The 25,006-nt window shown below is 61.3% G+C and carries 20 protein-coding genes; 15 read left to right on the top strand and 5 right to left on the bottom strand.

Annotated features, from left to right (window positions below; genetic code table 11):
* The first annotated feature begins 28 nt into the window (after positions 1 to 28).
* The gene (locus VSP_RS31670) at positions 29 to 610 is read left to right on the top strand and encodes a YbjN domain-containing protein (RefSeq protein ID WP_009965792.1); all 582 of its coding nucleotides are present in this window, start codon (positions 29 to 31) and stop codon (positions 608 to 610) included.
* Positions 611 to 675: 65 nt separating this feature from the next.
* Here the strand turns inward: VSP_RS31670 and VSP_RS38405 are convergent, their stop codons facing one another.
* On the bottom strand, positions 676 to 1,155 hold the full coding sequence (locus VSP_RS38405; protein WP_157211171.1) for a CesT family type III secretion system chaperone: 480 nt from the start codon (positions 1,153 to 1,155) through the stop codon (positions 676 to 678).
* A 189-nt stretch (positions 1,156 to 1,344) separates the two neighbouring features.
* Between VSP_RS38405 and VSP_RS31660 the strand changes: the two genes are divergently transcribed.
* A complete protein-coding gene (locus tag VSP_RS31660; protein WP_009965790.1) occupies positions 1,345 to 2,421 on the top strand; it encodes a hypothetical protein in 1,077 nt (358 codons plus the stop codon).
* A gap of 170 nt (positions 2,422 to 2,591) precedes the next feature.
* Positions 2,592 to 3,251 carry a hypothetical protein gene (locus tag VSP_RS31655; protein ID WP_157211170.1) on the top strand — a complete coding sequence of 220 codons (660 nt, stop codon included), beginning with the start codon at positions 2,592 to 2,594 and terminating at the stop codon, positions 3,249 to 3,251.
* A 16-nt stretch (positions 3,252 to 3,267) separates the two neighbouring features.
* Here the strand turns inward: VSP_RS31655 and VSP_RS31650 are convergent, their stop codons facing one another.
* Positions 3,268 to 4,425 (bottom strand): right-handed parallel beta-helix repeat-containing protein, encoded by a 1,158-nt coding sequence (locus VSP_RS31650; protein WP_009965788.1) that lies wholly within the window; start codon positions 4,423 to 4,425, stop codon positions 3,268 to 3,270.
* Positions 4,426 to 4,524: 99 nt separating this feature from the next.
* Between VSP_RS31650 and VSP_RS38400 the strand changes: the two genes are divergently transcribed.
* From VSP_RS38400 to VSP_RS31625, 5 genes are all read left to right on the top strand, one after another.
* Entirely contained in the window at positions 4,525 to 6,135 is a 1,611-nt protein-coding gene (locus tag VSP_RS38400; protein WP_157211169.1) for a PhoX family protein, read from the top strand.
* A 104-nt stretch (positions 6,136 to 6,239) separates the two neighbouring features.
* Positions 6,240 to 6,752, top strand: a complete 513-nt coding sequence (locus tag VSP_RS31640) for an RNA polymerase sigma factor (protein ID WP_009965786.1) — start codon at positions 6,240 to 6,242, stop codon at positions 6,750 to 6,752.
* A gap of 15 nt (positions 6,753 to 6,767) precedes the next feature.
* On the top strand, positions 6,768 to 7,136 hold the full coding sequence (locus tag VSP_RS31635; protein WP_009965784.1) for a hypothetical protein: 369 nt from the start codon (positions 6,768 to 6,770) through the stop codon (positions 7,134 to 7,136).
* Positions 7,133 to 8,698, top strand: a complete 1,566-nt coding sequence (locus VSP_RS31630; RefSeq protein ID WP_009965783.1) for a hypothetical protein — start codon at positions 7,133 to 7,135, stop codon at positions 8,696 to 8,698. The genes VSP_RS31635 and VSP_RS31630 overlap by 4 nt, the downstream gene beginning before the upstream one ends.
* Positions 8,699 to 8,800: 102 nt before the next feature.
* On the top strand, positions 8,801 to 10,378 hold the full coding sequence (locus VSP_RS31625) for a hypothetical protein (RefSeq protein ID WP_198141274.1): 1,578 nt from the start codon (positions 8,801 to 8,803) through the stop codon (positions 10,376 to 10,378).
* 108 nt (positions 10,379 to 10,486) lie between these two features.
* Here the strand turns inward: VSP_RS31625 and VSP_RS31620 are convergent, their stop codons facing one another.
* Positions 10,487 to 11,740, bottom strand: coding sequence for an FG-GAP-like repeat-containing protein (locus VSP_RS31620; RefSeq protein ID WP_009965781.1), 1,254 nt, complete (start codon positions 11,738 to 11,740; stop codon positions 10,487 to 10,489).
* 255 nt (positions 11,741 to 11,995) lie between these two features.
* On the opposite strand from VSP_RS31620, the gene VSP_RS31615 reads away from it, so the two are divergent.
* From VSP_RS31615 to VSP_RS31595, 5 genes are read left to right on the top strand one after another with little or no spacing between them, the layout of a single operon-like run.
* Entirely contained in the window at positions 11,996 to 12,451 is a 456-nt protein-coding gene (locus tag VSP_RS31615) for a BlaI/MecI/CopY family transcriptional regulator (RefSeq protein WP_009965780.1), read from the top strand.
* Positions 12,448 to 14,169, top strand: coding sequence for a M56 family metallopeptidase (locus tag VSP_RS31610; protein ID WP_009965779.1), 1,722 nt, complete (start codon positions 12,448 to 12,450; stop codon positions 14,167 to 14,169). The genes VSP_RS31615 and VSP_RS31610 overlap by 4 nt, the downstream gene beginning before the upstream one ends.
* A 20-nt stretch (positions 14,170 to 14,189) precedes the next feature.
* Positions 14,190 to 15,743 carry a pectate lyase gene (locus VSP_RS38395; RefSeq protein WP_009965778.1) on the top strand — a complete coding sequence of 518 codons (1,554 nt, stop codon included), beginning with the start codon at positions 14,190 to 14,192 and terminating at the stop codon, positions 15,741 to 15,743.
* Positions 15,744 to 15,785: 42 nt separating this feature from the next.
* A complete protein-coding gene (locus VSP_RS38390; protein ID WP_009965777.1) occupies positions 15,786 to 17,819 on the top strand; it encodes a DUF1549 and DUF1553 domain-containing protein in 2,034 nt (677 codons plus the stop codon).
* Between the two features lie 42 nt (positions 17,820 to 17,861).
* Positions 17,862 to 19,253 carry a DUF1501 domain-containing protein gene (locus VSP_RS31595; protein ID WP_009965775.1) on the top strand — a complete coding sequence of 464 codons (1,392 nt, stop codon included), beginning with the start codon at positions 17,862 to 17,864 and terminating at the stop codon, positions 19,251 to 19,253.
* A gap of 731 nt (positions 19,254 to 19,984) precedes the next feature.
* Here the strand turns inward: VSP_RS31595 and VSP_RS31590 are convergent.
* Both VSP_RS31590 and VSP_RS31585 read right to left on the bottom strand, forming a co-directional pair.
* A complete protein-coding gene (locus tag VSP_RS31590; RefSeq protein ID WP_009965774.1) occupies positions 19,985 to 20,878 on the bottom strand; it encodes a site-specific tyrosine recombinase in 894 nt (297 codons plus the stop codon).
* A 162-nt stretch (positions 20,879 to 21,040) separates the two neighbouring features.
* Positions 21,041 to 21,301, bottom strand: coding sequence for a hypothetical protein (locus VSP_RS31585; protein ID WP_009965773.1), 261 nt, complete (start codon positions 21,299 to 21,301; stop codon positions 21,041 to 21,043).
* A gap of 376 nt (positions 21,302 to 21,677) precedes the next feature.
* On the opposite strand from VSP_RS31585, the gene VSP_RS31580 reads away from it, so the two are divergent.
* Positions 21,678 to 22,430: an ABC transporter ATP-binding protein gene (locus VSP_RS31580; RefSeq protein ID WP_009965771.1), complete on the top strand. Its 753-nt coding sequence runs from the start codon at positions 21,678 to 21,680 to the stop codon at positions 22,428 to 22,430.
* Between the two features lie 139 nt (positions 22,431 to 22,569).
* Positions 22,570 to 24,936: an ABC transporter permease gene (locus tag VSP_RS31575; RefSeq protein ID WP_009965769.1), complete on the top strand. Its 2,367-nt coding sequence runs from the start codon at positions 22,570 to 22,572 to the stop codon at positions 24,934 to 24,936.
* The last annotated feature ends 70 nt before the right edge of the window (positions 24,937 to 25,006 follow it).

Below are 25,006 nucleotides of genomic sequence, written 5' to 3'. Positions count from 1 at the left end.
GCTAGTTTTACCACCTCAACTCCATCTCATGACTGAACAAACCCAATCCCCGCTGGCGGCGCTGGCAGGCCCCCTGGCAGACCTGGAATATTACGTTGATCTGAAACCCGTGCAGGAGGACGGGATATATGAGCGGCTCTATCTCACTCTGGATGTGGAGGACGCCCGGCCGGAGCTCGAGTACGGCCTGGAGATCTACTTCATCAATGATGTGATGGAGGCCTTCGGCGATGAGACGGATGCTGAGGAGGCGGTGATCACGCAGTTCATGCTGATTCTGCCCTTCAGCTTCCCGGCCGAGACGTTGCTGGAGTCCATGCGCCTGTGCAACTATGTGAACCGCCTCCTCCCGCTGGGGGCCTTTGGCGTGAGTGAGGAGGATGGTGCGGTGTTTCTCCGCTACTGCCTGGCGTCTGATTCTCGTGCGGTGCCGGAGAGCGTTGTGATCGAGGCGGTGCAGGCGCTGGAGTTTGCCTGCCGGGAGTACGGCCCGCACTTTGAGAAGATCTCGCTGGGGCAATCCACAGTGAAGGAGTTCCTCGGCAAGTTCGAGGAGAGTGGGCACCAGATCCCGAGTGTGGGGAGCCCGGAGCTGTTCCGCGTAGGGTGAGCCTGGCCTGGGGGCCATGAGGGAGGTCCGGCAGTCGGGCCTCCCTGCCCGCTCCATTCGCACGGTCAGATGCGCATGCCGAAGGAGAGCATGCGGTCATGCTCGGCGTGCGGGGCTGCGGCCAGCGACGGCTCGCTTACACCTTCCAGATCATTCCGGACTTTGAGCGCGGTATCGAGGAAATTTTCCATCAGTGTGGAGAAGGTGGCGGGATCCAGGGAATCGACCGGCTGGTTGAAGCAGAGAACGACCTGGTTCTCCCGCGCATCCACCGCCAGGGTGGCGCCGTTGGTCTGGGCGCAGAGGAGGTTGCGTTCCAGCAGTTCCGTGAGGAACGCTTCGCGCTCCTGTGTGGGCAGCTCGCAGAGCCTGCTGTAGAAGTGAAGGGTGGCCCCGTCAGAAGACAGTTCCAGCACGATGTCCAGCAGTTCCTGGTATTCGAAGGCGCAAATGCCCGAGTCATCCAGTCTCGCTCCCATCAGGCCTCTTGAGACGCCAAACTCCGACAGAAGGTCATTCACCCGATCCCGGGCCTTGGTGTTCATGGTCCGGGATTCTACTGGATCAACCGGCTGGTGCATGTCACGATTCTGCCACACCGGTTTGTGGAGGCAAACGGGGACGGTCTCTTTCCCGATGTAACTCACACCTGCCGGTGGACAGAAGGTAGCTGGGGCAGTGCACGCAGATGCCAACGCGCACAGGCGGCCCGGGTGCTTCCGAATCACACCACCATGAACGTAAACAACAACAACTATAACATCTCCACCACGGGCGGGCTGGGAGCCACCGGGCAGACTGGCGACGTCGGCCAGTTGGATGGGATGACGCTGACCCAAGGTGCCACTGCCCCCAAAAAGGGCTTCAAAGCGCAGGTGAAGGAGTTCTTTCGCGAGATCGGCCAGTTCTTCAAATCGCTGACGCAGCGCAAGGCCACGGTGGGTGAACCCCCGACTGCCAGGACCGGCAAGAAAGGCGATGGCGGCCCCCTGCTGGGAGAGGGGCTCAAGGAGATGGATTTCAGCAAGGCCAAATCCTTCAAGCCCATGTCTTCGGGCAATGGGGGAGCCTGCTTTGTGAAGCTGGAGGATTCCACGGTGGTGATCAAAGGCGGGTCCCAGACTGGGGCCATCCGTGAAGTGTATGGAGCCCAACTGGCTCGTGAACTGGGGTTGCCTGCTCCGGAGACCCGCCTGCTCACCTCAGAGGAACAGTCACAGATCGCCCAAGGCATGCGGGATCAGGGGGTGACCATGCCGGATCGCAACGGCGGCGATGATGATCCCGTGATCGTGATGGAGCATGTGAACGGCAAGACGGTGGATGAGGCCGGCAAGGCAGGTAAAACCAGCAGCCAGGACCTGGCCAAGTCATTTGGCAAGTGGCTGGCCTTTGCGGCTTTCATCAAGGAGCCGGACACGTTCCATGGACTGGTGTCGGGACGCGAATACAGCACCGGGGGTGGGATCAACTCCTCCAACTTCATGATAGATCCCAAGCACCCCGAACTGGGGATTGTGGGAATCGATCAAAATGTGGGAGGATCAGACGAAAGCGGGGCGTTGGACGATGTCTTGTCCGGCAACGAGGCATTCTTCGACAGAGCGGCGCAACACATCGCCCGGGCGGCCGGCGATGACGCGGATCCAGAATCTCTGGTGGATAGGGTAAAAGAGGGGGCCAAAGAGACGCTGGATGCGATTGCAAAGATGAGTCCTGATCGCATCGAGGAGATGGGCCGTGAGTTGGGGATCGATGACAAGACCATCCAGGCGCTCAAGGCTCGTCAGGCCCTCGTCACAGGGAACTGAGGCAATTCTTTGAGCCGTGAAAAGTTTTCGTCAAACTGTGTAACCCTATGTGGGATGGTGGACAGAGTAGGGACAGGAAAGGAGCCAAGTTTCAGGCCAGCCAGATGGCCCTGGACGTGCGTATCCAGACCCGGACCAGTTCTTCCGCCTCTCTTCTTCATCCCAGCGTCATGAGCGTCACCAAGGTCACTCCTCCGAAGACGGTTGATACCGTGGCTCGGGTGGCGGCTCCTGAAGGGCGGCTGGAGGGGATGAGTGTGACGGTGGCACCCGCCCCGCCTCCTAAAAAGACCGTCAAATCGCAGATTGCCTCCAAATTTGAGGGGGTGAAGCGTCTGTTCAGCGGGCTGGGCAAGCGGGCAGAATCGGCGGAGTTGTCCGCTGTTGGGCCAGGTCGGCATCCCGTCCCGCTGCCTCGCATGCCTGATGGCACGGTGAACGTGGAAGCGATTTTTGACCAAGCTACTCTGGTTAAGCGTCTCAAGCGCATCGCGGACGAGTTTGGCAAAGAGGAAGGGCAGGCCGTGAGATTCCTGGAAATGACCCAGCAGCTGCCTGAGGTGGACTCCGCGGTGGCGGCCCAGGTCTTTGTGGATGCGGTGCGGTCGGAATTCACGACCGGGCACGTTGAGCACTGGCTGCAAACAAGCAGTGATGTGCCCGACCTCGATGCCCGCTTGAGTGCCATCAAGGAAAAGGCGCAGCGGCCTCATGCGGATCCCCGCGAGTTGAAGGAGGAAATCAACGCCCTGGTGGATCCCCTGAAGGCGGTGCAGATCCAGCTCGTGACCTCCATCCTGCTGCCTGCCTTGCAAGCAGAGTGCCGCTAGGACTTGGGCCGCAGGTTCATGGCCCCGTGACTTCCTTGAGTTTCACGCCCTCAAACCGGTTGTTTTCAAGGGTCTGGCCCACACTGTTCAGGACGATGCCGTTTTTGCCCGCCTGATCGATGTGGTTGTCCACGATCACGTTGGCTCCGGTGTCCTTGCCGACCTGGATGGCGTTGCCCGTCGTGCTGGCAAAGAGGTTGTCGAGGATGCGATTGCGCTCGTTGAGGCCGGGCTGGCGACACCACCGCCACAGGTTGAGCCCCGTACCGCACGAGCGGATGTCGTTTCCAGAGATCTGGCAGTCGGTGGCATCATTCAGCTCAATCCCGGTGAGACTGCGGGCAATGTGATTGTACCGGGCGATGGAGCGGACGGTGAAGTGGTCAAAATCGATCGCCTCATCGTTGGTGTCCATGATGGTGCAGCGCTCCACGGTGCTGGCCTCGACCGCATAGAAGGTGACGCCGCGTCCAAAGCAGTTCTGAATGATGCAACGGGAGATGGTGACGCCCTTGACCAGGGATGCGGGACCTTTCTCGTAGTCATACTTGCCCGCGGCGAAGATGCCACAGAGTTGGGCATGGCCGCGGACGGGAGGATCTGTCGCCGTGCGCCCGCCATCAATCGTGAGGTTTTCAATGAGGATCTGCTCACTGGAACCACGGATCTCAATGAGATTGGGAGCATCGGCATGGCGCAGCTGGGTGCCAGCGGGTACGGGGTGCTTGAGCGGAGCCATGAGTTCCAGCCGGTCCCCTGTGACGCTCTTGGCGACCGCCAGATGGTAGGGTTTGGGTTTCTTCGTGAAGCTGTCCAGATCGCCGGAGGACTCGATACGGAGTTGCATGCCGGGACGCAGGTTTTGGGACCTGCGGATGGGAAGTTCGCTGGCCCCGGCGGGTGTGTCAGAGACTGCCTCCGCGTAGGCGATGGGGGCGAGTTTTAGGATGGTGCGTTCCCGGTCAAGGCCGCTGAGTTTGATCTTTTTGGCATCCTTGAGCACGAGGCCTTTTTCGATGACATAGGTGCCAGGGGGAATGACCACACTGCCCCCGCCAGCCTGGGTGGCCTCATTGATGAACTGCTGAATGGCGGCTTCCGACTGGGCATGGAGGACGGATGCAGAGTCGAGCAGGAGCGCTAGAAGGAGGAGGGAACGTGAGAGGAAAGGCATGAGGCTGATAGTGTCCCTGACCTGGACGAGAGGGAATTGTGAAATTATTGCCACCCATCCGGTATGGAGCAATGCCGGACAATCTTTCACGATTGGGGCATGGATTCCCTGCCAACACCGTCCCCGCTCATGGGGGCTTCATCACGTCGTCAGTTTATGCAGTATCTCGGCGCAGGTGCGGTTTGTGCCGCCGCCAACCGGATCACGCCCAATTGGCTGACAGCCCAGCCCGTGCAGACGCAGGCCTCCCAGGCCACGCCGCTCTTTGATGACTTCTCATTCCAGGAAGTGGGCAAGACGCTGGAGGATGCCGTGACGCTGCCGCCGGGATACAAGTACGAGGTCATCCTCAAACACGGCGACAAGATCCACCCGAGCGGTCTCCAGTTTGGCGATCAGGCGGACTATCTGGCCTTCCATCTGGAGAACGATGAAGCGGGCTGGTTGTGGATCAATCACGAGAACAGCTTCTTCCTCAAGGGCAAAGAACTGCTCAGCGATGTGGGTGGTTCCTGTATCCGTCTGCGCAAGGACGCGGGTTCAGGGAAATGGCGTCCCGATCTGACCTCGCAGGACAACCTGCGGGTGAATGGGCTGGATACGAAGATCAAGCTGCTGGGACCGGCTGCGGGCAGCAAGGCCTTGGATGGGGCCAATGAGGTGGTCGGCAGCGTGGGGAACTGCGGCGGCGCTGTGTCCCCCTGGGGCACCTTCTTCAGCGGGGAGGAGAACTTCTACCATTTCTGGGGCGACTTCGACAACCCGAAGTCGATGGACGCACCGTTGCACGGACTGCCGGATGACCTGCAGCGCAACCCTCGTCACTACGGTTGGATGGTGGAGGTGGATCCCCAGACCAAAGAGGTCTTCAAGCACACGGCGCTCGGTCGGTTTGGGCATGAGAACATCGCCTTCGGCTTCACCAAGGACGGTCGCCTGGTGGGCTACATGGGCGATGACCGCAACGCGATGGGGTTCTACAAATTTATCTCCCGCGAGAAGTATGATGCGGCGGCAGGGAAGGGAAACCGCCGCCTGCTTTCCGACGGCACGCTCTACGTGGCGGATACGGTGAACGGCCGTTGGATCCCACTGGATCCGGAGCAGACCCCGGTGCTGAAGGAGAAGGGTTTTGATCTGGCCGAGATCTGCGTGCGCACACGGGTGGCTGTGGAGTTTGCGGGGGGCACCCCGTTGGCGCGTCCTGAGGACGTGGAGATCCATCCGGAGACCGGTGAAATCTATGTGTGCCTCACGGCCTATGACAATGGCACGGACAATGTGGGGGCGATCATGGTCGTGCGCGAGAAGGAGGGAGACCACGGCGCCCTGGCGTTTGAGCATCAGGTCTTTGTGCTGGGCGGCAAGGAGGCCGGGCTGGCCTGGCCGGACAATATTGGCTTTGGGCCTGACAACGCGCTGATGGTGACGACGGACTACGAGGTGGTGGAGCCTCCGGCGAACTCGCCGCATGAGTGGTTCGGCAACAACAACCTGCTCATCGTGCCGACCAAGGGTGAGCATCGGGGTCAGGTGCGTCGCTTCATGAGCGGGCCACTTGGCGCAGAGCTGTGCTCGCCCACGCTGTCTCCGTGCCGCACGGAACTCTGGGTGAACGTGCAGCATCCGGGAGACGGTGGCAGAGGCCACTGGCCAGAAGGCGGCACGTCACAGCCGCGCAGTGCGATGATCGCGATCAGCCGGGCTTAAAAACGCCGAGGAGCGGAAACCGGAAAATTTGTCTGGAGCCTAGACAAATTTTCCGGTGGGGTGCGTCGTAGCGGGGAAATTGAGATCCCTCCGCTGCGACCGCCATGAAAGACGAAGATCTGGAACGCCTCTACGATGCGCATGCATCCGGTCTGTTCCGCTACTTTGCCGCCATCGTGAAGTGCGAGGCGGACGCACGGGATCTCTTGCAGGAACTCTTCATCAAGCTGGCCCGTGAGAAGGCAGTGCTGGCTGAGTGCGAAAAGGCCTGGATCTATCGCATGGGGCACAACTTGGCGGTGGACTTGCTCCGGAGGAGGAAGACGCGGGCGGACTATGAGCTGCGCTCTGCTGACGAAGTTGGAGCAATGTTCAGTGTGGCGGAGGATCCGGATGCGAACGTGCTGGCGAGCCAGCTCGAACAGGCCCTGGCATCCCTGCCGCAGGATCAACGCACGGTCACGGAGCTGAAGCTGTGGCAGGGGATGACGTTCGAGGAAATAGCGGAGACCCAGCGCATCCCAGCGAACACGGCGGCCAGCCGTTACCGCTATGCCATGGACAAGCTCCGCACCCTGTTGCGGCCGTTGTACCAGGAACTGAAACAGGAAACCTGAAACCCTTTCTGAGTGATGAACCACGACGATGACTTTGAACAAGAGCTGCGTGACCGCTTGCTGGAGGCACGAGGGCAGCGGCATGATCCCACGCCTGCCTGGAAGCAGGAGATTCTAGCGCGGGCGTCAGAGTCGCGCGATCAGACCACGAAGGCGGTGGGTCCCCGCTGGCTGCTGGTGACTCTGGGAGCTGCCTGGTGCGTGATTTTTGTCCTCAAGCTGACCACCCCCAAGGTAGGTGATGTGGCGTCACCATCGATGGTCGCAACGCTGAACCATCCTGGCGATGCCGATGGAGGGGTCTCCCGGGGAAAGCTGCCTCTCACCGCTCTGGATGCCCTCCTGGCGATCAATGCACAAAATCAAGCTGTCGAAGTTCCATGAAAGTACCTGATTTTATCCAATCCTGCTGGCGTCGCCGGTGGTTCCGCGCCCTGACCTGGCTGGTGGCCTCCCTGGTCACGCTGCTGGTCCTCATCTACCAATGCTACAACTGGGTTGGAGCCCGCGCCTGGGCGAAGGTGCGGGCCGAGGTGGCGGCGACGGGAGAGTCGCTGGAGTATCGTGCCGTGGTACCCGACCCCGTGCCTGATGAGAGGAATTTTGGCGCGCTCCCCGTCTTCAAGAACCTGGCTCTCGGGAACCGCCAGGCGGGAGCAGCGGAGGCGGAAGCCGTGCGTCAGGCTCTGCGTGCACTCACTCTGCCGGACGCGGAAGGGCCACCCCGGCCCAAGCTGGGAAACGGCCTGAACATGGGCAAGAAGACGGATCTGGCCGCGTGGCTGACGTGGTTGAAGAACGCGAAAGCTAAGGAGCCGATCCTTCTGGGGGATTCTGGAGACCCGGCCCGGGACATCTTGAAGTGGATGGCTGCGCGTGACGCCATGGTTCAGGAAATAGCAAAAGGGCTGGACCGTCCTGAGGCACAGTGGACCCCAGCGTGGAAGACACGCGATTTCCCTGCCATGATGTACTCCCTGGAGGTGCCCCATTATGACGTGCTGAACAAGATGGGGACCTGGTTTGCCCTGAGGGCCGTGGCTGCGGCGCAAGTGGGCGATGCCAAGGTGGCTCACGAATCACTCTTGATTCTGACCCGGCTGGCGGAAGCCACCCAGCAGGATCCCATGTTGATCGGCACCCTGGTGAGCATAGCTCAGACGACCATGCTGGCGCAGGCCCTCTGGGAGGTGTGTGAGGCCCGGGTGGGGACGGTGGAAGACTATCAGCGTCTGGGGCGCGCGGTGGGCTGGTTGAAGCCATCCGAGTCGCTCTTGGTGGGGGAACGTGCGGAGATGACCATGGCGGTCACCTCTGTGCAATCGTTGAAGGGACAGGAGGATGAAGACATCATGATCGCCCTGCTGGGGCACTCGCGGGGGAAGGACATGGCTCCGACGGTCCGGCTCATTCCGGACGGCTGGTTCGATGCGAACCTGGCCACCCTCATCACGCTGCACCTCAAGTATTTCATCAAACCCCTTCGCGACGAGGGACTGGCCAGCTGCATCGACCGGCAGCCGGAACTGGAAGCCCTGCTCATGGATGCCCGGGCCAATTACCTGTGGAATCCCAACACCATTCTGGCGCAACTGGCCCTGCCAGCCCTGAGGGGCGTCATCATCCGGACTGCTTACATCGAGACTCTGGTGATGCAGATGAAGTCGGCTTGCGCCCTGGAATCGCACTTCCTGCAGAGTCAGAGTTATCCCGCGAACCTGGAGGAACTGAAGGCTGAAGGTTACGAGGTTCCCCTGGACCCTCTGAACCGCCAGCCTCTCCGCTACCAGAAGCTGGAGAATGGGCAGTACCGGCTCTGGACCGCGGGTGTCGATCGGAAGGACGACGAAGGGAAGCGGGTGCTGGATGCGAAGAATCCGGAGTCCACCAAGTACTCGGATGAGAAGTATCAGGGGGACTGGGTGTGGGAGAGGGGTGGCAAGTGAACTCGGTTGGGTGAGTCTCCGTGTCAAAAAAGGGTGCAGTGCAGGGTTTTCTCCGTCATCAAGGCGGGGTATAAGACGGAGAATCCCCCCGCCCATATGATTTTGTTGAGAGCCCTCAAGAGATTCTTCTGCCCGCTCTGGTTTCGCATCGTGCTGGGGCTTGCCCTTGTCTGTGTGTTGTTGGTGGTTGGAACTTACTGGCTGCTGAACTGGAAAGGCCGGCAGATGCTGCTCCACGCCGAGCAGCAGATTGCCAGGGAAGGGGAGACGTTGGATTTCAAGTCCCTGCTGCCTGAGCCACCGCCAGACAGCGAGAACTTGGGTGGCTTGCCCGTTTTCAAGAACATCACGTTGCCGGGAGCGGAGGGTGATGGGGTGCGGGAGCGGTTGGCAGGGTTTGAAATTGCTGCCAAGACTGGAGATGAAAAACCGCGTCCGACGACGAACCCCTGGGCTTCACTCAGCTCGCCCGTCAACCTTGCACGGACCGCAGAATGGTTGAGAGCCGGAGGCAAGGTGAGGATGCGCGACGCCACAGGCAATGACGCAGATGACATCTTCACGGCATTGTCCGCCCAAGACTCGTTGGTTCAGGAAATGATGTCCGGTGTGGATCGTCCACACGCCATGTGGGTGCCCTCGTTGAAGACCCGCGAGCTGCCAGATATGATGTTCGCCCTGGAGGTTCCCCACTACAAGCACATCCAGGAGATGACCAATTATCTTGCGCTCAGAGCTGTGGCAGCGCTTCAGGCGGGACATGCCCGCGCTGGGTACGAGGCCATCCTGCTGCAATTGCGCCTTGCTCAGGCTACGGAAAAAGAAGGGTTGGTCATCGGAGCACTGGTTGCAATAACACAGACGGCCATCGTGACGCAACCCATGTGGGAGTTTTGCCGGGCCAGAGCGGGAACTGCGGACGACTTCCGTCGGCTTCGCAGGGAGCTTGACCAGATGAGTCCCTACACGGCGGTTTTGCAGGCATTTCGAGGGGAGTTGGCAACGAACGTGAGCAGTATCTGCTGGATACGGGATGATCCTGACAAGAGAGTGGCAGGTGAACTGGCGGCGGGGGAATCGAGAGCATGGTGGAAAGATGCGCTGGTGAAAGGAGTGCCGACCGGAGCCTATGATGCCAACACAGCGACGATGGCTGCGATCTACCTCGAACACTTCATCAAGCCCCTGCGGGATGAGGGTTTCACGACGATGAAAGAACATCACCGTGAGGTGGAGGAACTGAAGGGAAAATCAAAATCGAGTCTTTTTCTCTATCCGGATTACTTCCTGAGCCGCCTGGTGTTTCCCATGATGACCAGGATCGTGCAGCGCACAGCCAACGCGGAAGGAATGGTGCAAATGATGAGGACAGCATGCTCGTTGGAGGCTTTTTATCTGGTTCACGGAAGTTACCCGGAGAGACTGACTGAGTTAGTAGATGAGAATGGCAAGCCGGTGGGGGCAGCTGTGGATCCCATGACGAACGGTCCTGTCAGCTATCGACGCACCGAGGACGGGCGATATCGACTTTGGATGACGGGGCCTGACAGAGAGGACGATGGTGGAAGGCGCATCCTCGATTCAGAGAATCCGGAGAAGACCAAGCTGTATGAGCCTGGCTACGAAGGGGATTGGGTATGGGAATATGTGGAGGTCAAGACTGAGCAATCTAAAGATTGAACTACGAACAGCTTCCATGAGCTGGGAGTGTCGTGGATATGAAAAAGCCCAGGGCGGCACATGAGGCCGGGCCCTGGGCTAGAGAGAGAGGTTCAGGAGTGAACGAGCTTACTTCTGGGTGTGGACGTAGGCGCCTTTCTTGTTGCCCACCACCACGTCGGGTTTGCCGTCGCCGTTGACATCGGCCACCACGAACTGGGTGCCCACGCCGGAGTCGCCGTCGATGAAGTGGGGCTCCCAGGTGACCTTGCCACCGTCGCGTTTGAGCTCGAACCACCAGAGGACGGCGGGGGCATTGGGCTCGGGGTCGCCCTTGGCACCGTGGGCCCAGAAGCGCTTGCCGGTGACGATGTCCTTCACGCCGTCGCCGTTCATGTCCACCAGCTCAATGGCGTGAAGCTGGGAGAAGATGAGGCCGGTGGTGCCGGCTTCGGCAGGGGTGCCGACGATGAGGTGTTGCTTGAAGGTGCCGTCGGCATTCTGCTCGAACCAGGCCAGACCGTATTCGTGGGCGGCGAGGCTGCTGATCACGTCGTTGCGACCGTCGCCATTCACGTCGTACACGTACATCTGCGCTCCGCCCTTGGTGGCGAAGGTGGCGTCGTGTTTCTTCCAGGCGGGCTTGCCTTCCAGCGAGGCGGGTTGTTCCCACCAGCCGCTGCCTTCCAGGAGGTCCACCTTGCCGTCGCCGTTCACATCACCGTAGCCGATGCCGTGGGTGTACTTTTGCCAGGCCATGCGAGGCGTGACGCCGTACCAGGACCAGGGTTGGGTGGGGGCCTTGGCATCGTAGGTGGCGAAGCCGAGATGGCCGTTGCTCATGCAGAGCAGATCCGGCAGACCGTCGCCATTGATGTCCGTGAGCATGGGGCTTTCGTTGTCGGTGGGGGTCCAGACCACATGTTTGGCCCACTCACCCTGGCCACCCTTCGGGTTCTCGAACCAGAAGGTTTCCTTGCCGGGGAAGCTGACCACCACGTAGTCGGCCCAGCCATCGTTGTTCACGTCGTGGGCAAAGGACTGGAAGTTGTTGCTGTAGCCATTCTCCTGCGTCTTTGCACCCTTGAACCCTTCCAGCTCCGTCTCGGAACCATCGGCGGCTTTCACCTTAAACCGGTCGGCATCGGAATAGATTTTGGTCTTGGTTTTGAACTCCGGACCTGCATACCAGTAGGGCCCGTAGAGGACGTCGGCTTTGCCGTCCTTGTTGACATCAGCCACGGCCACTCCTTCCGCCCAGAAGACATCCGTGAGCTGCTGTTTGGCCCACTTGCCGGTGGCGGCGGGCGGTGGGGTGGATTGACCCAGGGCCGAGGCGGCAGCCAGGGAGAGCGTGAAGAGGGGGGCGAGATATGGTTTCATGAAGAGAGAGAAAGCGGCGTGAAGCGCATCAGATCAGAACGGATGGGCAAAGCCCGGACAAGACAAACTTGGCGACAATGGGAGTTCTTGCGGGGTGAGGAGTTTTCCGTTTCAAGTTTTCAGTTTTCTGGTGGAGCGGCATCAGAGCGGCCCAAGTTTTTTTGAAGGACTGAATTTCCTGCTTGTCGATCGATTACGATTGTGATCGAATTGCGATTACGTGTGTAATCCAATCCCGAATTTCATTTTCAGCGCATGCCTGCCGCCAAGCCCACTCCCCGAACTGCCGACAACCACGAAGCGATCCCGCCGATCTCAGATGCGGAGTGGGTGGTGATGACGGAGTTCTGGAGGCTGGGGGAGGCGACGGCGAAGGATGTGGTGCAGACGCTCAAGGGACGGCAGGCGTGGAAACCCAAGACGGTGCAGACCCTGATCAACCGGCTGGTACAGAAGGGAGCTTTGGGCTTTCGCCAGCAGGGGCGGGAGTATGTTTACCTGCCCCGGGTGGAGGAGGACCGGTGCGTGCATGAGGCCAGCCGGACCTTTGTGGATCGTGTCTTTGGCGGGAAGCTCGCTCCTTTGCTGGCCTGTTTTCTGGAAAGGCAGGAGTGCACGCCCGCAGAGCTGGAGGAGATGCGCAAGCTCCTGGAACTGCAACAGAAGCAACTGAGCCAACAGAACAAACCCGCACCGGAGAGCCAGTCATGAATGCAGATCTCATGCTTCCGTTGCTGGAAAAGGTGGCCGCCTGGGCGGGACATACTTCACTGGTGATGGTGCCTGCGCTGGCCCTGCTGGTGGCATTGGGCTGGTGGGGGAGATTTCCGGTCCGCGTGCGGTTGCTGTTGGGAGCCCTCTTCCTTGTGCGGTTGCTGTTGCCTGCGGTGCCAACGCTGGCCAGTCATCCGCTCGGCTGGCTGGAAGGTTCGCAAGTGTTGTCCGTGAGTCACGAGCCGGTGCGGCAGGAATCTCTCGGGCAGTTCGTGAAGGCAGGCGCTGAGAGAGAGATTGTTTCCTCGATTCAGCAACCCGGGGAGCGGAGTGCGGCGAGCACATGGCCGAATGCAGCCACGATCTTGACGGGCCTGTGGGCGGTCGGTGTGCTGGCTGTGGCCGGATGGGCTGCTGCTTCGCATGCCATGCTGTGGCGCATGGTCCGCCAGCGTGGCAGGGCCGCTGGGTCGGAGTTGCAGCCCATGCTGGACTGGGCGGCGCAGCGGCTGAGTGTCGCACGTCGTCCGGCGCTGCTGGAGGTGCCCGGGCTGCCCACGGTAGCCCTCTGGGGCTGGGTGCGGCCCTGCATTCTGGTGCCATCGAAGCTTGCAGGAAACTACACGGAAGATGAGATCCGGGGCATGTTCCTGCATGAGCTGGCCCATGTGAAGCGGCAGGATGTGTTGTGGGGCTGGGTGGGGCTGGCAGTGGCAGCACTGCACTGGTGCAACCCGCTCGTGTGGCTGATGCTGCGGCGGTTGCGCGCAGACCGGGAGCTGGAATGCGACCGCGTGGCGCTGGCGGCGATGAGCGGGGAGCAGCGGGTGTCCTACGGCATGGCCCTGCTCAAGACACTGGAGAATCACCTGACGGCGGTCCGTGTGCCTGCGACCGCGGGGGCGGCGCTCATGCCTTTTGGCAAAAGACAACGTGAGATCCAAAAACGCATCCATATGATTGCTTCTCCGCTTCCCTCTCCGTGGTGGCATCGCGTCGCCCTTGCCCTGGTGCCCCTGCTGGCGCTGGTGACTTTCACCACCGCCCAGGCTGATGGCGAAGCCCCGAAGGGACCGGCTGCCAAAGAGGATGGTGCTCCGCGAGAAGGCGGAGTCAAAGAAGGGGATAAAGGAAACAAAGAATCCGCCCGTGACGGAGAAGGAGTGAAGACGAGGCAAAGAGATGGTGATGGTGGCAAGCAGGGACGGCGCGATGGTGATGGCGATGGCGTGAAAAAAGCAGGCGTTCGCGATGGCGATGGCGGCAAGCAAGGGCCGCGCGATGGTGAAGGCAAAAAGGCGGGACCCCGTGATGGCGAAATGAAGAAGGCCGGACTCAAGGACGGTGACCAACCGCGCAAAGAGGGCGATCGCGATGGAAAAGCGGGTGCTGCTGAGGGCAAGAAGGGCGCAGCTGATGGGGAGGCTGTGCGAGGCAAGGCGACCAGGAAGGACCGGATCGATCTCCTGGTGGGGATTCAGGCAGACGGCTCCTTCACCGCCAACGGGCAGGACGTGACGGAGGAGATCTTGCTGGCCAAGCTGAAACAGCAGGCTGCCAACGGGAGAGACCAGGTGGTGAAGCTACAGGCCACGCCCGATACCGCCTACAAGCATGTGACGCGGGCGCTGGAGCTGTGTCAGCAGGCCCAAGTGGTCAATGTGGGTTTCGTGTCGACACGGCCCGGGGAGGCAGTCGGCGCAGGTTCAAGGTAACCGCCACCATACGTCCTGACATGAAAAGACTCCTCACAACCGGTTCCATCTCGGGGCTGGGCTGGCTGCTTTTGCTCCCACTGGCAGGTCCCTTGTCGGCAGCGCCCCCGGCTTCTCCGGCCACGGCCAAGGCCGCGCTGCTGAAGGCGGTGGCGTTTTACCATGGCAAAGCCGCCACACACGGCGGGTATGTGTACCGCTACAGTGCGGATTTCTCCCTGCGGGAGGCGGAGGGCATCCCCGGCCCGGACACGATCTGGATCCAGCCTCCAGGCACTCCGGCCGTGGGGCTCGCGTTTCTGGATGCCTATGAAACAACTGGCGACCCTGCGTGTCTGAAGGCGGCGGTGGATGCCGCGCACGCCCTGAGCCGGACGCAACTCAGCTCTGGGGGGTGGTACTACTCGGGCAGTTTCGGCAGCGCGGACCGGCAGAAGTGGCTCTATCGTCGTGACGCGCAGGGCAAGCTGATCTCGGGACAGACTTGGCCCAAGGGGGAGGCGGGGTGGCACCTGTGGAAGGTGGGCAAGCACAAGGGGGACAACCAGACCACTCTGGACGATGATGTAACGCAGAGCGCCATCCGCCTGCTGGTGCGTGCTGACAAGGCCACAGGTTTCAAGGATGAGGAGATCCACGAGGCGGCCCGGTTTGCCCTGGAGACCCTGTTGAAGGTGCAGTATCCTGCGGGAGGCTGGTCCACCAATCACGAGACCTATCCCGAGGCACCGCCGTCGGTGTCGCGTTATCCCCTGAAGCAGGCGTCATTTCCTAAATCCTGGTCCCGCACCTGGACGAAGGATTTCACCGGGTGCTACGTGACGAACGACAACCTGCATGCCACAGCGATGGACGCCCTGATCCTGGCCTCCCAGGTGTACCAGGATCCCAAGTATCTGGAGGCGGCAAAACGCGCGGGTGACTTCCTCCTGCTGGCGCAGCTTCCCCAACCCCAACCTGCCTGGGCGCAGCAGTATGATGAGAACATGCAGCCCGTGTGGAGCAGGGCCTTTGAGTGTCCCGCCGTGAGCGGCAGGGAGTCCCAGAGCATGATGTGGGCGCTGCTGCGCCTGGCGGCGGTGACGGGAGACAAGAAATACCTGCAACCCATCCCGCCAGCGGTGGTGTATTTGCGCAAGTCCATCCTGCCCTCCGGCAAGCTGGCCAGGTTCTATGAATTGGAGACCAACAAGCCGCTCTACTTCAAGCGGGGGCCGGGTGGCAAAGGGCACGAGCTGACGTATGAAGACGACCGCACGGCCTCCAACTACGGCTGGCTCTGGGATCCGGAACTGGATCTGATCCAGGCAGCCTGGCAACGGATCCATCAAGGCACGCCGGTGCCGGGCTTTGTCCAATCCAAGGCTGCTGCCAAGCCACCCACGGATGCGGAGGTCGCCGACATCGTGGCCGCCCTGGACAGCCAGGGGGCATGGAGGGAGAAGGATGGCGACCGTGGTGTCATGCGAGATGCGAACGGGAAAAAGACAACCCCGCCCGGCGGCGTGATCTACAGCGAGACCTTTGTGAAGAATGTGCAGACCCTCAGTGCCTGGCTGGGCAAGCAGGGGTGAAACCGAGGGAAGATACGGACTCAAAATCAAAGGCTGCATGCTATGAATGCACAGTTGATCATACATGGGGTCGCCATCGGAGTCACATTGCTGACCTCGACAGGGGAAGTCTTGGCCAAGGAAAAGGAGATTCCCTGGTCCTTCCGCCCCTTATACCGGCCTGCGATGCCAGCGCCCCTGGCGGTGAACTGGGTGAAGGACGATCTCGACCGGTTCATCCTGGTACGTCTGGAGGCCAAAGGCATCCAGCCCAATCCCGATGCTGGCAGGGAAGTGCTGCTGCGTCGTGCGACCTATGACCTGACCGGCCTCCCACCGACGGAGCGGGAGATGGACGACTTTCTTCAAGATCGTGCTTCCAACGATGCAGCCTTTGCAAAAGTGGTGGATCGATTGCTCCAGTCACCCCGGTTTGGCGAACGGTGGGGGCGGCATTGGCTGGATGTGGTGCGCTACTCCGACAGCGTGGGGCGCACGATGAATGCGGCCTTTCCGTTTGCCCGTCGTTATCGCGACTATGTCATTGATGCCTTCAATCAGGACAAGCCGTACCATCGTTTCATTGCGGAGCAGGTGGCGGGGGATCTGCTGCCTGCGTCAACGCCAGCCCAACGCTCTGAGCAATTGATCGCCACAGGCCTGCTCACCATGGCATCGCTGGATTTGTCAGAAGGGGGCGAGTTGTTCCGGTTGGACCGGGTGGATGACCAGATCGACGTGACCACCCGGGCCTTCATGGGGCTGACGATCAGCTGTGCCCGGTGCCATGACCACAAGACGGATCCGGTCACTCAGCGGGACTACTACGCCCTGGCGGGCATTTTCTACAGCACCCAGACCTGGTCGGGACAGCGCCCCAAGGGCAATCTAGGAGCCAACGGATATGTGGATGAGGAGGCGCTGCTGCGCGTGCCGGTGGCGAAGCAGGTGGCATCTGCGGCAGTGGCCAGTGTGGATGGGAAGGGTGCATCTGGGCAGTCCGACATGGAGGAGGATGGCGGCTCCATGGCGGCCATGGAGATGACGCAGCCCTCGCGGGGTTATCCGGTGTACTTCCGCTACGACCCCACGCGCGCCATGGGGGTGGAGGAAGGGGAGATGGAGGACTGTCCCATCGCGATCAAAGGGGATGCGTATGACCGGGGTGAAGCGCCCGCACGGGGCGCGCTGGCCATTCCCCAGTTGCCCAAGTTCCCAGCAGTGGATGCGAAGGCGAGCGGCAGGACGGAACTGGTCCGCTGGCTCACCAAGCCCAATCATCCTCTCACCGCACGCGTCATGGTGAACCGGATCTGGCAGCACCTCTTTGGCCGGGGCATTGTGAGATCGGTGGATGACTTTGGCCAGACAGGCGATGCGCCCACACATCCGGAACTGCTGGACCATCTGGCGGTGCGGTTCGTGGAAAAAGGGTGGTCGGTCAAAGGCTTGATCCGCACTGTGATGCTGAGCCGCACCTATCGGATGAGCAGTCGTGGGGATCCGGTGCGAGAGCAGGCGGACGGGGCCAACGAGCTCTTCTGGAAGATGAACTCCCGCCGGCTGGAGGTGGAGGCCATCCGGGACAGTCTCTTCTTTGTGGCGGGTACGCCGGTGGAGCGCCGGCCCACAGGGGTGCAGGTGGCAGGCTTCGGAGGCAAGGGCCGCGAGGCCAGACTACGAAGTCTGGTGGATGAAGATGAGCCGTACCGCAGTGTCTATCTGCCCGTGTTGCGATCCTTGCTGAGCCCCATGCAGGAGACCTTTGACTTCCCAGATCCGAGTCAGATCAAAGGACAAAGGGAAGTGACCACTGTCTCCCCGCAGGCGCTGTTCCTGATGAACGGCGAGCTGACTGTGAAACTGGCTCAAGAAGCGGCGGATCGGTTGGTGAAGGACGAGACGCTTCGCGATGACACGGCACGTGTTCAGGCAGGATGGCGGAGAGTGCTGGGGCGCAAACCAGACGCCCAAGAGGTGCAGGCGGCCATGGCCCTGATGAAGGACTTGTCCGGCAGCGGGCTCGCCGGGCGGGAGGTCTGGGCCGCTTTTTTGCAGGGGCTGCTGTGCAGCGCAGAGTTCCGCTATCTGCTTTGATTTGAGTTTCATTGAACCAATCGTCTTTCTCCCATCACCAGCATGAACCTCCGAACCTGCTCCAACACCGTCCTGGCTCATACCCGGCGGGCCTTTCTCCAGCAGACGAGTGCAGGGTTTGGCTGGCTGGCGCTGGCGGCGATGGCCGGTCAGAAGACGTATGGCCAGCAACCCGGGGAGCAGGCCACCCGGTATGTGAACCCCCTGGCTCCCAAGACGCCGCATTTCCCGGCCAAGGCGAAGCGGGTGATCTTCCTCTACATGCAGGGTGGTCCCAGTCACATGGAGACCTTTGACTGGAAACCGGAGATGGTGGGGAAGGAGGGGGGCAATCACGCTCTGCTCGGGCCGGTATTGAAGTTCCATCCTTCGGGCCAGAGCGGGCTCATGATTTCTGAGGCATTTCCAGAGCTGGCGAAGCATGCGGACGATCTGTGTCTGCTGAATGGATGCCAGACGCGCACGCCCTCGCATTCCCAGGCCACGGTGGCGCTGCACACGGGCAATGACATGTTTGTCCGGCCCTCCATGGGATCGTGGACGGTGTACGGTCTGGGCACGGAGGCGCAGGATCTGCCGGGATACATCACCATCGATCCTCCGCACGATCAGGGTGGGGCGATGAACTATGGCTCGGCGTTTCTGCCAGCGACGTTCCAAGGCACGCGCATTCGGACCGGTCAGCAGGCGCTGCCCAATCTGGACCCGCATCTTTCCATGTCGGCGCAACGCAGGCAGGTGGACTTTGTGCAGAAGCTGAACCGTCGTCTGCTGCAGCAGCATGATCCGGCGAACCCGGAACTGGAAGGCGTGATCCAGTCCATGGAACTGGCCTGCCAGATGCAGACCTCCGTGCCGGGCGTGCTGGATCTGGACAAGGAGCCAGAGTCCATGCGGAGCCTCTACGGATTAGGAAACAACGAGACCGCAAGGTTTGGCACCCAGTGCCTGATGGCAAGACGTCTGGCGGAGAAAGGCGTGCGTTTCATCCAGATTACGCATGGTGGATGGGACCATCACAACAACCTGCGCATCGGGACCTTGGGCCGGGCTGCCTCTATCGACCAGCCCATCGCTGGTCTACTGACAGATCTCAAACAAAAGGATATGCTGAAAGACACGCTGGTGCTGTGGGGCGGGGAGTTCGGCCGCGGTGCTTATGATGACAAAGGCAATGGCGACGGTCGCGGCCACAATGCCAAGGGGTTCAGCATGTGGATGGCCGGCGGCGGTGTGAAGGGCGGCATGCGGCATGGTGCCACGGACGAAACAGGCGCGGAGGCCGTCTCCGGCATCATGGGCACACATGATCTGCACGCGACCATGCTGCACCTGCTGGGCCTGGATCACGAGATCCTGACCTACGAGTATGCCGGGCGGGATTTCCGGCTGACGGATGTGTCCGGGAGGGTGGCGATGGAGGTGGTAGCTTGAGGGAGAGGGATAAGGGAAGAGGGGTAAGGGATAAGGGTGGCTGGAGAGTTCTACCGCGGAGCGGTAGGCCTGAGGAGACAAATGGCGATGGGCGGGATGTTGTGGAAAGGAGTCAGAGGAGGGCAAGGCGATGGGCCTACCGCTCCGCGGTAGATGGCCTGGTGTGAACGTACCATGGGTTGCACTCGCTCCGCTCGTTTCACCGCATGGCTATTCATGGTGAACCCTCCGGGTTCGAGCTTCGATGTGGCGGTAGGAGTCGGGGTAGCGGGCTCGCCAGTTTGGCCATCATCAGGCTTTCAGCCCACCTCAGGTCTTGTGTCTTGAGTTTCCCCGTGGAGCGCATGCGCGTGAGGTTATGGGGCACGAGTCCTCTGACGCCAAGGGCGTCAAACATATACCAGCCCAGGGTAAGGCGAGATACGAGCCGCCACCCTGGGTTCATGGGCAGGCGCACCGGAACTCCGAAGTGAGTTCTACAGACCGTGACTACCTCCCTGAGGTGTCTGCCGCATGCAGGAGAGCCGTCTCCGGGTGATCTGGACGGTTTGTAGAACTCCCTTGGAGTTCCAGGGCTTTCGCGTGCGACCCGGGGTGGCGACCGCTTAGCGGTCTGACCCCGGGCTGTTTTGTATCACGCCGTTGGCGTGGGGTTGCCTCTGTGCAGACACAGTAACAACCTCCTCTTGGATTCTGTATCTTGTTAACCTGACGCGCTCCCGCAGAGCGCGTCACCCTCTCGGGTGGAACTTGCGGTGCGTGTCCTTGAGCCGCTTCTGATCCACATGGGTGTAGATCTGGGTGGTGGCGATGTCGGCGTGGCCGAGCATCTCCTGGATGACGCGGAGGTCGGCACCGTTGCCCAGCAGGTGGGTGGCGAAGGAGTGGCGCAGGAGGTGCGGGTAGATGCGATCGGCATCCATGCCGGCCGCAGCCGCCCGTTCTTTGACGATCTGCCAGACGCGGGCGGTGGTGAGCTGGCCGCCGTTGCGGTTCAGGAAAATAAAGCTCTTGGTTTTGGGCTTCACGAGCTGCGGGCGGGCGGAGTCGAGGTAGCGGGAGATTGCGTCCCGGGCCGCCCCGCCCACGGGCACGAGGCGGGTTTTGTTTCCTTTGCCCGTGACGCGGACCCACCCCTCTTCCAGGCTGAGGTTCTCCACACGAGCACCTGTCACCTCGCTGATGCGCAGACCGCTGGCGTAGAAAATCTCCAGGATGGCGCGGTCGCGAAGGTCGAGGGGCTCCTGACCGGTCACGGATTCCAGGAGCCGGCGCACCTCGGGTTCGTTGAGCGTGTCAGGCAGGGATTGCTCCACGCGAGGCGGCAGCACCGGCTCGGCAGGATCGCCCAAGCGGCGACCCCGGGCGGCCAGCCAGCGGAAAAAGATCTTCAGGGCGACCAGTTCCACGCGCAGGCTGGAGGGGATGAGTCCATCCCCCTTGCGATGGCCCAGGAACCCGCTGATGTGCTGGGTGGTGACATCGGCGATATCGTCTGAATCGTGCTCACGATGCAACCAGGAGGCAAATGTCTCCAGCACCCGTCTCACGAGCAGTTGGTAGTTCACCGAAAGCCCCCGTTCCGTGGCCAGATGGAGAAGAAAGGCGTCGATGTGGGCAGTCACCTCTTAGCGATGGACCAGAGGTGGGCACCCAGCAAGCGCGGGGTGCTGAACTGCGGAGCGCGGACGCACCCGCAGGGGCGGGCTTTCATTCCGCCGCCGCCGCACTTCATTCATTCAGCCCAACCTCACCTGCCACTGTCGGGTTTGTTATCCCAACAGGTTTTATGGGTCGGCGGGAGGATCCTGGACCTGCTTGGCGACGGCCTGGCTCACCGTGCGCGCAAAACGGCGTGCCAATCCCGCCTTGGACTGAGCGGTCGGCGCAAAGCGACGATGACGCAGGCAGGGAGCCTCCTCCTTCTTGCGCTCAGGCATGATGGCGGCAACTCGCGTGCCAGCCTCTGCGGGGAGCGCACGGATGGCATCAAGCCAGCCCGTGGCTACCGCTGGTGCTGATGCAGAGTGAACAGGGGAAGCAGTCATGCACCATTAGCAGGTTGAATTCTCAGCGGAAATACCCGCATCCGCCCTTTGAGCATTAGTAATACTAATCAAGCGGAGCGCAAGTATTAACGGCAGGTGAATTTATAAACCAAACCAAAGTACCGTTGCCTGCCTGCACCAACCTGTGAGAAAAGCTGATGCAGCCCGCCGCACGGCGAATGAATCATCCGTGGCGAATTGTCGCGGACGGCCTCGGGAATCAGCCTTGCATAAACGACTGTGGTTCAACTCATTAAGTGAGGGAGGGAACCCTGAGAGGGCCGATTCTTTGCACAATGCAATAACTTGTCATTGGCAAAATCGCCGGGTTGTTCCACTCTGTTGACGCGCCAGAAACGATCACTGGCAAACCCCAGTGCCCCAGCTTTCCGCCTCCTCCCCGCCCGCGGCTGCCGCAGCCGGCAAGCAGATTGTTTTTCAGGCCCGGCAGCTCAAAAAGGTCTATCATACGGGCGAGCTCGACGTCGTCGCCCTGCACGGGGTGAACCTGGACTTTTATTCCAGTGAATTGGTCGTGCTGCTGGGAGCTTCCGGCAGTGGCAAGTCCACACTGCTCAACATCCTGGGAGGGCTGGATGTGCCGAGCTCCGGCTCGCTCCATTACAAGGGATGGGAGCTGACAGATGCGGATGAGAACACGTTGACCTTGTTCCGCCGGAACTGTGTGGGTTTCGTCTTCCAGTTCTACAACCTCATCCCCAGCCTGACGGCGCGGGAGAACGTGGCGCTCATCACCGACATTGCGCGCGATCCCATGAAGCCGGAGGAGGCGTTGGATATGGTGGGACTTTCGGCGCGCATGGACCACTTTCCCTCCCAGCTCTCCGGGGGAGAGCAGCAGCGTGTCGCCATCGCCCGGGCCATCGCGAAGCGGCCGGAGGTGCTGCTGTGTGACGAACCCACCGGGGCTCTGGACGTGCATACCGGCATCACCGTGCTGGAGGCGGTGGAGCGGATCAACCGCGAGCTGGGCACGCTGACGGTGATCATCACCCACAACGCCGCCATGGCGGAAATGGCCGACCGTGTGCTGCACCTCTCCGACGGACAGATTGTGAAGACCCGCACGAATGAGACCCGCATGCCTGCTTCTAAGCTGGAATGGTGAGACTCCGCTGCCGGAGGCGGAAAATGCAGAATTATAAATTAGAAATGATAAATTAAAAATTAGGAAACAACATGGTGCCTCGCGGGAGGTTGCTTCCGGGGGGCTCCATTCATAATTCATAATTCATAATTTTTCCCCCATGCTCTCTCCTCTTGACCGCAAGCTGTTCCGTGACCTGGGCCGCATGAAGGGCCAGATTGTGGCGGTGAGCCTGGTCATGGCCTGCGGTCTGGCGATGATGGTGATGACGCGCAGCCTCATCCTTACGCTGGATTCCACGAGGGAGGCCTACTACCAGCGCTACCGGATGGCGGATGTGTTTGGTTCGCTGAAACGGGCGCCGCTCGCCATGGCGGACCGGCTGGCGGCGATCCCCGGCGTCACGGCGGTGGAGCCGCGCGTGGTGCTAGATGTGACGCTGGACCTGCCCGGGCTGGCGGAGCCGGCCACGGGGCACATTGTCTCCCTGCCGGAGGACAAGCCGCAGGTGTTGAACCAGCTCTTCCTCCGCATGGGACGCATGCCGCGCCTGGATGAGCGGCGGGAGGTGGTGGTGAGCGAGGCCTTTGCTCAGGCGAATTTCCTGAAACCGGGGGATTCGGTCTCTGCGGTCATCAACGGACGACGGGACACCCTGGTGATCACGGGCATTGCGTTGTCACCGGAGTTCGTGTTCGAAGCCCGGGCGGGTGAAACGCTGCCGGACAACAGACGGTACGGGGTGTTCTGGATGAACTATCGCGCCGTGGCGGTGGCGTACAACATGGACGGCGCTTTCAATGACTTCTGCGCCGATCTCGCCCCGGGCACGGCGGCCGGACCTGTGCTGGCAGAGATGGACCGCCTGCTGATCAACTATGGGGCACTGGGGGCCTACACCAGGAAGGATCATGCCTCCGCCATGCGGCTGGATGACGAAATTCGCGTGCTGACCGCGCTTTCTGTGGCTTACCCGGTGGTCTTCCTGAGCGTGGCGGCCTTCATGGTGAATGCTGTGCTCGCACGCCTGGTGCGGCTCCAGCGGGAGCAGATCGCCCAGCTCAAGGCTTTGGGTTACTCCTCGACCCAGGTGGGGTTCCACTACATGAAGTTCGCGCTCGTGATCGTGGTGCTGGGCACCATTCTGGGCGGCATTGCCGGGCGCTACATGGGCGGTGGGCTGGTGAATCTCTACACCATGTTCTTCCGGTTCCCGTCGCTGGAGTTCACGTTCGACTTCAGGGCGCTGGGCCTGGCTCTGTTTGTGAGTGCGGGTGCGGCCTCATTGGGAGTCGTGAAGGTGGTGCGTCAGGCGGTGAAACTTCCGCCCGCAGAAGCCATGCGTCCGGAACCGCCCGCAGATTTCAAGCCCTCCCTTCTGGAGCGACTCGGATTGACCAAGGGGTTCAGCCCCGGCTTCCGCATGGCCCTGCGAAATATCGAGCGCAAGCCCTGGCAGGCGGTGTTCACCATGTTCGGCCTCTCCCTGGCCACCGGACTGATGGTGTTGCCGGGAGCGATGAACGACAGCATCGACTACCTGCTCACCTACCAGTGGAATCTGCAGCAGCGGCAAGACGTGGTGGTGTTCCTCACGGAGCCGGCATCGCCGACGGGATTCCATGACATCGAGCATCTGCCCGGCGTGCTGCGGGCGGAGCCCGTGCGCAGTGTGCAGGCACGGCTGCGGTATGGTCATCATTCCCGCAAGCTGGCCATTACGGGCATGCCTAAAGGGGCCAGCCTGAACCGCCTGCTGGATGACAAGGGCAACACCATCATCCTGCCGGACGAGGGGCTGGTGATGTCAGAGAAGCTTGCGGAGATCCTGGGGGCCCGCATTGGCGATGAGGTGCAGGTGGAGGTGCTGGAGGGGCAGCGCCCGCTGCGCCGCGTGGCCATCACAGGCCTGATCACAGACTACGCCGGCGTGGCCGCCTACATGGACATTGCCAGCCTGCGCCGCATGATGCGGGAGGGAGACACCATCAATGGTGCCTACTTGACGGTGGATCAGGCGAAGTGGGCGGAGTTCATGCGCGAGGCCAAGGACACCCCCCGCGCTTCGGTTGTCCTGGTGAAGAAGGAACAGCTCGCCGCATTCCGCAACACCACCGGGCAGAGCATTGGCATCCTGCGTCAGTTGTACTTCACCCTGGCGGTCATCGTGGCCTTTGGCGTGGTGTACAACAGCTCCCGCATTGCCCTTTCTGAGCGCAGTCGCGATCTGGCAACGCTGCGGGTGGTGGGCTTCAGTCAGAAGGAGGTGGCCAGTGTGCTGCTGGGGGAGCTGGGCCTCCTGGTCTTGGGCGCTCTGCCGCTGGGGCTCTTGTTTGGCCGGGGGCTCACCACCTTTATCATCAACTCCTTCAGCACCGAGACCGTCCGCATGCCGCTGGTCATCAATCCCGCCACCTACTCGGTGGCCGTGATTGTGGTGCTCTCTGCCGCCGGTCTCTCCTTCCTGGTGGTGAGCCGCCTGATCCAGAAGCTGGACATGGTGGGTGTGCTGAAGGCGAGGGACTGACCATTGAAATTTGGAATGATGAATTTGGAATTAGGAATGACTGAGACGGCCTCGAGGGCGTCAGCCCAAG

The sequence above is a fragment of the Verrucomicrobium spinosum DSM 4136 = JCM 18804 genome, assembly GCF_000172155.1.
GTDB lineage: Bacteria > Verrucomicrobiota > Verrucomicrobiia > Verrucomicrobiales > Verrucomicrobiaceae > Verrucomicrobium > Verrucomicrobium spinosum.
Note: the sequence above shows the minus strand (reverse complement) of the source record. Positions and strands in the feature narration are given on the sequence as shown.

What these genes read in the sequence shown, in the direction of transcription:
- VSP_RS31670 (WP_009965792.1), top strand. Translation starts at nt 29, where the DNA reads ATGACTGAACAAACCCAATCCCCGCTGGCGGCGCTGGCAGGCCCCCTG.
- VSP_RS31630 (WP_009965783.1), top strand. Translation starts at nt 7,133, where the DNA reads ATGAAAGTACCTGATTTTATCCAATCCTGCTGGCGTCGCCGGTGGTTC.
- VSP_RS31620 (WP_009965781.1), bottom strand. Translation starts at nt 11,740, where the DNA reads ATGAAACCATATCTCGCCCCCCTCTTCACGCTCTCCCTGGCTGCCGCC.
- VSP_RS38400 (WP_157211169.1), top strand. Translation starts at nt 4,525, where the DNA reads ATGGATTCCCTGCCAACACCGTCCCCGCTCATGGGGGCTTCATCACGT.
- VSP_RS38395 (WP_009965778.1), top strand. Translation starts at nt 14,190, where the DNA reads ATGAAAAGACTCCTCACAACCGGTTCCATCTCGGGGCTGGGCTGGCTG.
- VSP_RS31635 (WP_009965784.1), top strand. Translation starts at nt 6,768, where the DNA reads ATGAACCACGACGATGACTTTGAACAAGAGCTGCGTGACCGCTTGCTG.
- VSP_RS38405 (WP_157211171.1), bottom strand. Translation starts at nt 1,155, where the DNA reads ATGAACACCAAGGCCCGGGATCGGGTGAATGACCTTCTGTCGGAGTTT.
- VSP_RS31575 (WP_009965769.1), top strand. Translation starts at nt 22,570, where the DNA reads ATGCTCTCTCCTCTTGACCGCAAGCTGTTCCGTGACCTGGGCCGCATG.
- VSP_RS31640 (WP_009965786.1), top strand. Translation starts at nt 6,240, where the DNA reads ATGAAAGACGAAGATCTGGAACGCCTCTACGATGCGCATGCATCCGGT.
- VSP_RS31595 (WP_009965775.1), top strand. Translation starts at nt 17,862, where the DNA reads ATGAACCTCCGAACCTGCTCCAACACCGTCCTGGCTCATACCCGGCGG.
- VSP_RS31585 (WP_009965773.1), bottom strand. Translation starts at nt 21,301, where the DNA reads ATGACTGCTTCCCCTGTTCACTCTGCATCAGCACCAGCGGTAGCCACG.
- VSP_RS31615 (WP_009965780.1), top strand. Translation starts at nt 11,996, where the DNA reads ATGCCTGCCGCCAAGCCCACTCCCCGAACTGCCGACAACCACGAAGCG.
- VSP_RS31650 (WP_009965788.1), bottom strand. Translation starts at nt 4,425, where the DNA reads ATGCCTTTCCTCTCACGTTCCCTCCTCCTTCTAGCGCTCCTGCTCGAC.
- VSP_RS31660 (WP_009965790.1), top strand. Translation starts at nt 1,345, where the DNA reads ATGAACGTAAACAACAACAACTATAACATCTCCACCACGGGCGGGCTG.
- VSP_RS31610 (WP_009965779.1), top strand. Translation starts at nt 12,448, where the DNA reads ATGAATGCAGATCTCATGCTTCCGTTGCTGGAAAAGGTGGCCGCCTGG.
- VSP_RS38390 (WP_009965777.1), top strand. Translation starts at nt 15,786, where the DNA reads ATGAATGCACAGTTGATCATACATGGGGTCGCCATCGGAGTCACATTG.
- VSP_RS31655 (WP_157211170.1), top strand. Translation starts at nt 2,592, where the DNA reads ATGAGCGTCACCAAGGTCACTCCTCCGAAGACGGTTGATACCGTGGCT.